Origin of the sequence: Citrobacter sp. Cm038, assembly GCF_030333105.1 — a bacterium.
Classification (GTDB): Bacteria; Pseudomonadota; Gammaproteobacteria; order Enterobacterales; family Enterobacteriaceae; genus Citrobacter; species Citrobacter murliniae.
The window spans coordinates 458,463-468,471 of sequence record NZ_JAOWGO010000024.1 but is presented as its reverse complement, the minus strand read 5'-3'; the positions used below and the strand labels follow the sequence as shown (position 1 = coordinate 468,471).

The 10,009-nt window shown below is 46.7% G+C and carries 9 protein-coding genes; 7 read left to right on the top strand and 2 right to left on the bottom strand.

Annotated features, from left to right (window positions below; genetic code table 11):
* Positions 1 to 68 precede the first annotated feature (68 nt).
* The gene (locus OGY01_RS19510) at positions 69 to 1,049 is read left to right on the top strand and encodes an IS5-like element ISKpn26 family transposase (RefSeq protein ID WP_000019445.1); all 981 of its coding nucleotides are present in this window, start codon (positions 69 to 71) and stop codon (positions 1,047 to 1,049) included.
* Between the two features lie 208 nt (positions 1,050 to 1,257).
* Here OGY01_RS19510 and OGY01_RS19505 read toward each other — a convergent pair whose 3' ends face one another.
* Positions 1,258 to 2,112, bottom strand: a complete 855-nt coding sequence (locus OGY01_RS19505) for a hypothetical protein (RefSeq protein WP_047359033.1) — start codon at positions 2,110 to 2,112, stop codon at positions 1,258 to 1,260.
* 285 nt (positions 2,113 to 2,397) lie between these two features.
* Here OGY01_RS19505 and OGY01_RS23710 point away from each other — a divergent pair, with 285 nt between their 5' ends.
* The 3 genes from OGY01_RS23710 (at position 2,398) to OGY01_RS19490 (ending at position 6,045) form a co-directional block, all read left to right on the top strand.
* Positions 2,398 to 2,688: a helix-turn-helix transcriptional regulator gene (locus OGY01_RS23710; RefSeq protein WP_308412129.1), complete on the top strand. Its 291-nt coding sequence runs from the start codon at positions 2,398 to 2,400 to the stop codon at positions 2,686 to 2,688.
* Positions 2,689 to 2,762: 74 nt separating this feature from the next.
* Entirely contained in the window at positions 2,763 to 4,331 is a 1,569-nt protein-coding gene (locus OGY01_RS19495) for a YfjI family protein (protein WP_052951288.1), read from the top strand.
* A gap of 736 nt (positions 4,332 to 5,067) precedes the next feature.
* Positions 5,068 to 6,045 (top strand): hypothetical protein, encoded by a 978-nt coding sequence (locus OGY01_RS19490; RefSeq protein WP_047359031.1) that lies wholly within the window; start codon positions 5,068 to 5,070, stop codon positions 6,043 to 6,045.
* A gap of 196 nt (positions 6,046 to 6,241) precedes the next feature.
* Here OGY01_RS19490 and OGY01_RS19485 read toward each other — a convergent pair whose 3' ends face one another.
* Positions 6,242 to 7,186, bottom strand: coding sequence for a glycosyltransferase (locus tag OGY01_RS19485; RefSeq protein ID WP_047359030.1), 945 nt, complete (start codon positions 7,184 to 7,186; stop codon positions 6,242 to 6,244).
* Positions 7,187 to 7,722: 536 nt separating this feature from the next.
* Here OGY01_RS19485 and OGY01_RS19480 point away from each other — a divergent pair.
* From OGY01_RS19480 to OGY01_RS19470, 3 genes are all read left to right on the top strand, one after another.
* On the top strand, positions 7,723 to 8,904 hold the full coding sequence (locus OGY01_RS19480) for a hypothetical protein (protein WP_052671753.1): 1,182 nt from the start codon (positions 7,723 to 7,725) through the stop codon (positions 8,902 to 8,904).
* Between the two features lie 165 nt (positions 8,905 to 9,069).
* The gene (locus OGY01_RS19475; RefSeq protein WP_045405089.1) at positions 9,070 to 9,741 is read left to right on the top strand and encodes an EcsC family protein; all 672 of its coding nucleotides are present in this window, start codon (positions 9,070 to 9,072) and stop codon (positions 9,739 to 9,741) included.
* A complete protein-coding gene (locus OGY01_RS19470; protein ID WP_023312599.1) occupies positions 9,738 to 9,989 on the top strand; it encodes a DUF905 family protein in 252 nt (83 codons plus the stop codon). The genes OGY01_RS19475 and OGY01_RS19470 overlap by 4 nt, the downstream gene beginning before the upstream one ends.
* Positions 9,990 to 10,009: the final 20 nt, after the last annotated feature.

Genomic DNA, 10,009 nt, shown 5'->3' with positions numbered 1-10,009 from the left:
GGAAGGTGCGAACAAGTTCCTGATATGAGATCATCATATTCATCCGGAGCGCATCCCAGAGGGACATCATGAGCCATCAACTCACCTTCGCCGATAGTGAATTCAGCACTAAGCGCCGTCAGACCCGAAAAGAGATTTTCCTCTCCCGCATGGAGCAGATTCTGCCATGGCAGAATATGACCGCTGTCATCGAGCCGTTTTATCCCAAGGCGGGCAATGGCCGACGGCCCTATCCGCTGGAGACCATGCTGCGTATTCACTGCATGCAGCATTGGTACAACCTGAGCGACGGTGCCATGGAAGATGCCCTGTACGAAATCGCCTCCATGCGCCTGTTTGCCCGATTATCCCTGGATAGCGCCCTGCCGGATCGCACCACCATCATGAATTTCCGCCACCTGCTCGAGCAGCATCAACTGGCCCGTCAATTGTTCAAGACCATCAATCGCTGGCTGGCCGAAGCAGGCGTCATGATGACCCAAGGCACTTTGGTGGATGCCACCATCATTGAGGCACCCAGCTCTACCAAGAACAAAGAGCAGCAACGCGATCCGGAGATGCATCAGACCAAGAAAGGCAATCAGTGGCACTTTGGCATGAAGGCCCACATTGGTGTCGATGCCAAGAGTGGCCTGACCCACAGCCTGGTCACCACCGCGGCCAACGAGCATGACCTCAATCAGCTGGGTAATCTGCTTCATGGAGAGGAGCAATTTGTCTCAGCCGATGCCGGCTACCAAGGAGCGCCACAGCGCGAGGAGCTGGCCGAGGTGGATGTGGACTGGCTGATCGCCGAGCGTCCCGGCAAGGTAAAAACCTTGAAGCAGCATCCGCGCAAGAACAAAACGGCCATCAACATCGAATACATGAAAGCCAGCATCCGTGCCAGGGTGGAGCACCCGTTTCGCATCATCAAGCGGCAGTTCGGCTTCGTGAAAGCCAGATACAAGGGGCTGCTGAAAAACGATAACCAACTGGCGATGTTATTCACCCTGGCCAACCTGTTTCGGGTGGACCAAATGATACGTCAGTGGGAGAGATCTCAGTAAAAACCGGAAATAACGCCAGAAATGGTGGAAAAAATAGCCTAAATAGGCTGATTCGATGTGTTTGCGGGAAAAAAATCGGCCCAGATCCGCGAAATTTTAATCAACGAGTCAGCTTGGGAAGACATGACCTGCTTATTCGCACCTTCCCCAGTCTTCCATATCTTAATGTATTGTTGAATCGTTTATTACAGTGCCTTATGTTGGCTGATTAGATGACCAACAGCCCATACAGTGCCGAGATATCTGATTTAGGGCTTGTTGACCAGCTTTCGAGCGTATAAAACAAATCATCGGGCGATTTTATATCGCAAATACGAATATACTTTTCTACCATAGGAAGTAAGTATTCAGTCAAATCAGCATTACTGTTAAACCGTCCTAAATATTGGCCTGAGCTAATTTCTTCTCTCAGTAATCGGATGACTTCTGCACGGATCTTTGACCATTTGTTCTCACCTCCTTTACCTGATATTTTTTTATGCAGTTCCTTGTTTTTCTCTTGCAGGTACGCATCATGCTTGCTTGTGAACTCTTTTAAGCTATTGATAGCCTCAAACATTGCTCTAAAAAACTGAATCTCTTTATTATCAAAATTTTCGTCGGCAAAAATTCGTGTAGCAATGATGTAAAAATAGCATGAAACTTCAAAAAGATAGGGATACGGTATTTTATCATCGACAAGAAGTGCATCCAGACGTTCTGAGACATCTTCCCGCTTGATATCCATTTCATAGATAAAACGGAAGAAGATATCGTACACCAGCGTTTCATCTATTATCATCAAACTTGACATAGGTTCATCAAGGAACCTCTTCTGAAAGGCTGTAGGTTCTGAGGGGGGGTTGGCATGAAGCACATCAAACCATATCTCAAAAGCATTTTTTAATTCGCCTATATACACCTGCTCAAGCGGTTCAAGGGAACTGAATCTACTGTAAGCATACTTACCCAATGTTGATGGATGTTCTACATAGTACAGTGACATAAACCGATGCCAGTAATGATTCCCCGGTGTATCGCCATGCTCATCCACAAAAAGTTTTGCCTTCCTTGCTCTTCCCACCAAATACCCTCCTCATTGTCATAGTTAAACTTACCAGCCTAACCAGTATTCTGTTGAAATCATCATACGTTTCTATGTGATTGATCACATTAAGACAGGCTTGAAAAAATTGAAACGTAACACTTTGCCCCTGCACTTTAAAAGTGACAAATAGAAAAAGTCAAGACATCAAGTAAAATTTAAATAATTTTTTTGCTGATGGTGTCGTGGTGCATTCAGACAGTCTGTAGATTTCTCTTTCGTAGGGAGCAGCGAGCTCCGGTAATCAATCAAGAGGAACCCACAATGACAAACCCGCCACAAACAGAATATCCGGTTTACGCAAACTGGCATAACAACGAACAGACCGGGCAACGACTTTCACCAGATGTTGAAAAACGTACCCGCTTTGCAATGGGTGATGACATTCTGCTCAGTATGAAAGACATCACCGCTCACAGTGGTCTTAGCGACAAGCATTATTATTCCCTCATTAATCGAGGATTATTCCCTCGCCCCCTGAAAATAGGTCGATCCAGTCGCTGGCGGAGAAGTGATTATGAAGCATGGTTAAATGAGCGTGCTGCTGCCAGATAATACCCAAGCAGCAATAGCGAAAATAACGAAAATAGAAAACATAATAAAATAACCAACAAACAGGAAATGCATTGATGTCTTTAAATAAAAAAACAGAAAAAGAACACAGGACAACCTTCCCTTTGCACTGTTTACCTGAGCAACTAAAAGATACAGTTGAGCGTGTGAATATGTTTACAGGAATGTCAATGGAACTTACGATAAACATTATTTTTACCATGCTTTCAATTATCTGCCAGTACCTTGTTGGTGTTGTATCACCTTACTCGGGTATACCTGGCCCATGCTCTTTATACCTACTTACGCTTGCCGAGTCTGGTGAAGGTAAGACGTTTCTGTCACGACTGTTAATGAGGCCCTTTTACAGCCAGATTGAGAAAATGCAGCTTGAATACAGAGATCGGCTTACCATCTATAAAAGACAACATCGTATCTGGAAAACTAGCTTACAGGGATTCGATGCCAATCAACGTCAGGCTATAAAAAATGGAAAGGGTGTCGAGGATGCTCAGGTTCAGCTGGATGAACATTATAAAGGTGAACCAAAACGTCCTGTTGAGCCAAAATTCAGCTATCAGGATGTGACATTTAAAGCTCTTATCCAGGGCTTAAGCCTACATGCTGAAGCTGGCATCATTATGGATGAAGCGATCTCTTTTTTCAGAAGCGGGTTGAAAAATCATCTCGGACTGTTGAATAAAGGCTGGGATGGAGGGAAATATTCATTTGACAGAACAGATGGTGAGAACTACGAACTCCCATTATGTCTGATGCTTTCACTAATGATTCAGCCTGGCGTATTTAGTAATTATTTAGAAAAACATGGAGAGATGGCTAAAAGCAGTGGTTTACTTGCCCGATTCCTTGTTATGAAGGTAAAAAGCTCAATAGGGCAACGTAATAGCCGTATTGATGAAGAAGGGCTGAATGCAGTATTAGCTCCGTTTTATGACCACATTCAGGGGCTGTTAAGCCTTCTTGAAGCCCGGTTTTATGATGACAGTATACCGAAAGATCAACTGAGACTGTCAGATGATGCAAAAATGTTTCTTCAGGAAAAACAGAGAGAAATTGAGCAGGCTATTTTACCAGGCGGGAAGTATTCACATATCCGGGATTTTGCGTCAAAAGCTATAGAGCAGGCACTGCGACTGGCTACAATAATGACTTTTTATTTAACTAAACCTACAGGAGGCAGTTCGGCCGCTGACCTTATTTATACTAAGATTATCGATGCTCGTCAGATAAGAAATGCCATGACAATAGTGGATTGGTATTTGCAGCAGGCGAGCGACTTATTTTATCCACTGTCAGAGCGATACCAGTTTGAATGCGAAGTTCGAAGCCTCTGGAGCTTTATTGTTAAAAGACTGAACAAAAGTCAAGGTATACCATTTCCTAAATGTGAATTGCTTCAGTCTGGTCCGGGTCGTCTCAGGCACATAGATAAATTAACGCCTGCGTTAAATCAACTTATCAATCAGAGATTGTGTTGCATTATACGATACAACGGTTCCAGCATGTTACATATTGCAGGTTATTATTCAAACGGCTCTATATGTACAGGCGGTTTTCCCCACAACTACAGCATCGTACAAATGCAAAACCTGAAGGATGAAGGTTTCTGGCATGTTGATTTGTAAGATATTTACGACCATACAGGCAATTGTCAAACAAAACAGTATTTATTACTTTCGAATGCCAGTGTTGTTTCATTTGAAATGAAGGCAATCATCGCAGCGATCATGCTGAGGTTGATGAATAAATGACCAGATATGCACTTGCTCGTCTTAAAACAGTTGCTAGTATTGCTAATTTAGCAGATATATCAGCTTTTCAGAGCGTGATGGTGACGGGTGTTTGTTCAAAATTCGCTCATGATGTCTGGAGTGCATGATGCCCGGAACACCCCATGAAGCAGATCGTCACTTTCGATTTGGTAGTGGAAAATAGTGCTGTATGACTGTATTCACGTACCAGGTGTTCGTAACGCAATAAGGTAATTATACGTAATATATACTAACTAAATATCACATCACTATTCTTTACCAGCTATAGCAATCATTAGTGATAACATTCAATGAATTAAAGTACATACACATCATGACTAAATGCAGGAGAGATTGCGATAACCTTGTTTCCAGATTCTGGCTAGCACGACAGGAACGATTATGTGATAACCATTATCAGATCTTTTTATCCGGGGTCAACAGACGTGAACGGAGAGAAAATACCCGATGCGGATATTCACTTTGTCAGAATACGTTATCAGGAACAAGGAATAGAATATATTGCAGTGCAGTCTGTCGACAACGTGATTCCAGGAAATTCGATAACTTCAACGCTGAAAGTGTTCTGAGTTCATCGTACTGGACACATATGGAAAATGCAATCAAACGGAATCTTTATTTGTTAGGATCAGTTTCGAATATGGGAGATATCGTTAATTATTATCATCTGTATATACGCAAGTCTCGACACCAACGAAGTTATACCTCTCCACAGAAGGGATGTGATGGAAAAACAACGCTTGTTCCACTGTTTTGTCTGGATATCAGCCATTTATATCCGAACGCAAAGGGCGGAGCAAATACGGCTGAAAATCTGATTATAGCGCCTTCATTTATTAATCGCAGGAATAATGATGCTATCCCGTATCAGGGACAGGGGTTCGGGGGGATTCAGTCAACGGGGGAGTTGATCCCTTTTAACGGCAGTCTGTATGACAGTTTAACTGCGCGATTTGGTTCAGAGGAGGTGAATGCGGCATTAAGAGAAATTACACCTGCTAAACGTTTTTATGGCAATGTTCCCAGAGAGATTGAGTTTGGGGGTATTGAGCAACAGCTTCCCTTGTTCACTTTACTTCATGGGGAGTTGTGGCGTCTTGGGCATAACAAAATCTCAGAATGCCTGGGGGAGATCCGGCAGCTGTTCCCCGAATATCCCTTGTATCTGGAGTTACTGGCAATCGTTGGTTTTCATGCGGTGTTATCTGGCGATCCCGATCGCGTCATGGCGCTTTTATGCCGTGTTTTTAATAAATGCTTCGACGCCACCTCGTTGTTACGTGAGCCACACAAGCAGTGTATCGACCTGATGTATCGCTTACTGAGTAAGTATCTTCGTCGCTACTTCAGCGTTGAGGTAGACGACAGGGAAGCCGTGGTGGCGTTCTACAATGGTTTTTACTCACAGGAGATAATTGCGCCTGGTGATGCCGACGATGAAGTTGTGTGTTATCGCTATTGTACAGGCATCAAGAGTTCTGCCACCACCTTTTTCTATGTACCATCACAGAAGAAGGCACCTGTCGATTTATGGCTTCTTTTGGGGGAAGATCTTACTTTTGAATAAAGGATATTCCAGATATTTTTGCGGCTATATTACTTATCTGAAGAAGCAAGGAATCTTTCATCCAACAGTCTATAAGCCATTTTCTGCGCGACTTACCCGGTTCGTTACTGATGTAGCGTTCCGGGTTTTTTAGTTTTATGCGGCAGTTCCCAGCAGCAGCTATCTCGCGAGATTCACCGCTGCGTCATCTCTCTGGCTACAGATAAATCTTTCTCATGAATTTCAGCAGAAAAAAGACATCGCTCAGGCTGTTGACCCCGGCAATCAACTGATGCAACGCGATTCGCTGCCTGAACCGCATCCTGGCTGCCTGCCGGTTGGCAATCTTACGCCGGTACAGTCCGAGAAAATGGCGGCACTCAACCAGCGCATGCCTTCTCAGAGGGGTTCTGATTTCGTGGTGCTGTGGTAGAGATGAGAGCGCGAGAATGCCGCTAATAACGTCAATGTAGCTGTGCGCCCGGATATCGTAATAGTCCTGTCGGTGAGTAATGGATGCCGGATTCGTGATGTAGCAATAGTCTTTCCTGTCAGCGAAATAAAACAGACCGTTTGCAGCGGCCAGGTTAATCGTCCAGAGAATGTCCTTGTGGCTTTTTCCTTCCTGAAAGCGCAGATTATTCTTCCTGATGTAAGACGAGCGTACCATCTGCAGCCACAGGTAGTGCGGCCACTCTTTCTGCGCCACGCAATGTTGTATCCAGGCATGCCCGTTGAGCGCGTGACCGCAGGGCTGTTTGCGATGAACAGGTCGCCGCTGCAGGCAACTGCTGTCTGTGTGCCAGCCATTGAAAAGGGCAACATCGGCCTGGTTCTCCCGTGCGCTCTTCAGACGCTCCCGGAGAAACCCCTCTTCAATCCGGTCATCCGCATCCAGAAAGACCACCCACTCACCGCCGTGAACCGCCAGCGCGGTGTTACGTGCAGCATATACCCCCTGATTTTCCTGATGAACAAGAATCAGCCGCTCATCGGTGATGGCGTTAAGTATGGTCGACGTTTCGTCGGTAGAGCCGTCATCAACGACAATCACCTCAATGCTGAGTGTTTGTTCACTGAGGAGTACATGCACCAGATGGCCGATGCTGGCCTGCGCATTGAAGACCGGGATAATGACACTGACATCAATTTTAGGCTGCATATCGGGCTACGCTTTCCCTTCACTGTCATCTTTCTGACGCCTGACGGGGAGAATGCGTTTTTCCCTGATTTCCTGCTCAGTATCAAACAAGCACTCGTCGCAGTATTCCTTATCAAGCCCAAACAGGCGGCTGATGACGCCCCTTCTCTTGTTACATCTTGCACATCTTTTCATTCCGACACCTGTATCCCTTTGAGCCTGCCACTTTCAGTCCTGGTTAGGTAAATTCTTATAAAACAGACCATTAAAAATATTTCACCATCGTTCATGTGTTGTCTTTACAAAAAAATTAATTGATTATACAGATCAATTCTATTAAATCGATCGATAAAAACGATCATGATGTTGTCGATTACACGCACTTGGGCGTGGGTTTTTGGCGGGTCAATTCCACGGCCCGGAAAGGGGATCGACAACGAAGAGGACAGGATGAAGGTTTCCCGCTGGTTAGCGAGGTGATGAGCAGTTTCAGGAAGTAAAACCATTCAGAGAAACAAGCCCGTTTCTCGTTCAGTCATAAAAAAGGAGAAAATTGAATGAAAAAATACCGTCCACATCAGAAAACCATGCTGGCTGTTGTGCTCTGCATGGCAGCGTTTAATGCCTCTGCCGCATGGACTGTTAACGGTAGCTATTGCCAGACGTACAGTGATGACGGTGGAATCATTGTCCGGGTGAAGCCCGATAATATCGGCTTGATTGAAATGCAGGCCCAGTGTAATGGTCGTGGCTCATTTGATTTGACAGGCAGCAACTTTGGCGTCGGGGGTACCAGTTATCCATCCAGTGCGATGTGTAACGCTCAGACGCAGTACCACACCATCCAGTTCACGCCCACCACGAAAGATATTCGTTCAGTTATCAATACCATGACTGACAGTAAACAGGTGACCTTCAATACCTTTGGGACCTCTTTTACTGTCAATACCGCTGATTTTGCCAGCGCGTGTAGCTCGGTGATTAATCAGAAGGTGGCTGGATTCGATCCTCAGTCAGAATACAAACAGGGCATGGCAAAGATGGGTTACAAACAGGATGAAAACGGCCAATGGCATAAACAGTCAAAGCAGGCATTTTCACGCGAGGCTGACCCGGAAATAGCTGCCAGTTACAATCCAAAAGCGGGCGTTGCTGAAGGCTCTGGAAAAGGTGGGTTCCATGGTGAGGGAGCCAGTAAAAATCTTTATGACCCGGGTAGCCTGGCGCAAAAGGATGCAGAAGCGGCAAACGAAGCCCGCCGCCTCGCGGCACAAAATCGTGTGTCGAAAACTACCCCAAAAATAACAGAACCAGAGAAGCAGACAGCTCAGCAGCCTGCGGATCTCCCGGTGAATGCGTTCTGTACCCTGGATAACGGGAAAAATGTGGGGGTCTATGCCGCCGCAGGGAAGGATTATCGCTACACCTACACGGATAAGAACGATAAACCCGAGCTGGAGTTAACGGAAGGGCTGTTCGGTGTGAAAGCCTTCCACTACCACGCACCGCTGGGAATGGGGTCGGCCAGTTACATCCGCTTTAACAAAGGGGTATACGACTACATTCTGCTGAATAAAGACACCGGACATGAAGAGTTTCAGGGCATCCGGGTGTACAAAAACGGGGATCTGATTTCGGCTCATGAATGTAAAACCCGTCTGACGCTCGATACCCGCGAGCTTCCCCAGGACAGTCACGTTGACAACGAAAAAATGGGTGAACACTTCACCCTGAACTGACAGTAAAAATCATTAACCACAGGGATAACCCTTGCCAGCAGGCCACACCCTCTCAGGAGGGCGTGGCCTGTTGCTTTTATGTCCTCTGACAGCAAACCCCCCGCCAGGCTCATTACAGCAATGTCCCTGGCCTTTCTTTTATCCACTGTTTAAGCAGGAGAACGAATGGAAAATAACGATGATATTGACGTTGAGTATGACGATGAGATGCCAGCAGAAGAACACAACCCCCGCAGCATTCAGGCGATGATGGGCTGGCTCTATGACAAAGCCGTCAGTGGGATTGCCGGGATCGAGTCGGCTGAAACCCTGGCAGAACGCTATCTCACGGATGCGGAGGGGGATGTGACAAAGGCCGCTCATGCGATGATCCGCTGGGAGAGCGTTAAGGCGGGCAGTACCGGCTTTTTATCCGGAGTGGGCGGGGTGGTGGCGATGCCCGTCACGCTGCCCCTGAACATCACCAGCGTACTGTTTCTCCAGACCCGACTGGTGGCAGCCATCGCCTGCCTTGGTAAACGCAATCTGGCTGATGAACGTATCCGGGCACTTGCCGGGCTGTGTCTGTGTGGTAACGCTGCCAAAGCGCTGTTGCAGGAAGTGGCGTTACAGGCGATGGAGAACTGGACCCGGCCCTTCACACGGAGGATTGTGGAGAAAACCCTGGTGCTGATGGCTACCCGGACAGGCATACGCACCGGCGGTCAGTTTATTCGTCTGGTGCCCCTGGCCGGTGGTGTGGTCAGCGGGGCGGTGGATGTCACCACCACCCGCACAATTGGCCGCATTGCCTGCACCACGTTTCTGCCACCTTATCCGGGGCAACGGAAATCATGAGAAATCATCAGGTTCCCTCGTTGCCACAAGGGACGTTCACCCGCGCTCAGGCTGAAGCTATAGCCGCCGCATACATCAATATTTCTATAGAAGATGACCAGGGCATCCATTTTCGTCTGGTTATCCGCGATACCGACGACATGCTTATCTGGCGCGACTGGAACTTTGCCCCGGATGCCGGGGTGATGCTCAATCGCTATATCGTCAGTGATGGTATCCCTGTTCCTTCACTCTCTGACGACAACTAACCACAGTCAGCGTCCATCGT